This window comes from Olavius algarvensis spirochete endosymbiont, from assembly GCA_900608495.1.
Taxonomy (GTDB): Bacteria; Spirochaetota; Spirochaetia; order DSM-2461; family DSM-2461; genus UBA2779.
This window is the reverse complement of the sequence record UWYT01000224.1, coordinates 1-359: the sequence shown is the minus strand read 5'-3', so window position 1 is coordinate 359 and position 359 is coordinate 1. Positions and strand designations below refer to the sequence as shown.

The following is a 359-nucleotide window of genomic DNA, read 5'->3' as shown; positions in this document are numbered from 1 at the left end:
GCATCCGGAAAATCACGCCGGCAGATAGAATAGAAGATAGAATGGTAAGCACCTTAGCCGGCAGTGGTGATGCGGCTTTTACGGATGCCACCGGCAATGCGGCAAAGTTTAACTACCCCTCCGGAGTGGCTGTGGACTCATCCGGCAATGTCTATGTGGCAGATTCTAACAATCACCGCATCCGGAAGATCACGCCGGAGAGGGAGGTAAGCACCTTGACCGGCAGCACAGAGGGTTTTGCGGATGGCACCGGCACAGCGGCGCTGTTTGACTCCCCCTACGGCGTGGCTGTGGACTCATCCGACAATGTCTATGTGGCAGATAGAGAGAACAACCGCATCCGGAAGATAGAGTACAAG

At 55.2% G+C, this 359-nt stretch carries 1 protein-coding gene; it reads left to right on the top strand.

Features of this window, described 5'->3' with window-relative positions:
• Positions 1-41: 41 nt before the first annotated feature.
• Positions 42-359, top strand: a 318-nt coding sequence (locus S1OALGB6SA_RS06610) for an SBBP repeat-containing protein (protein ID WP_230204473.1), incomplete at its 3' end; no start/stop codon positions are given.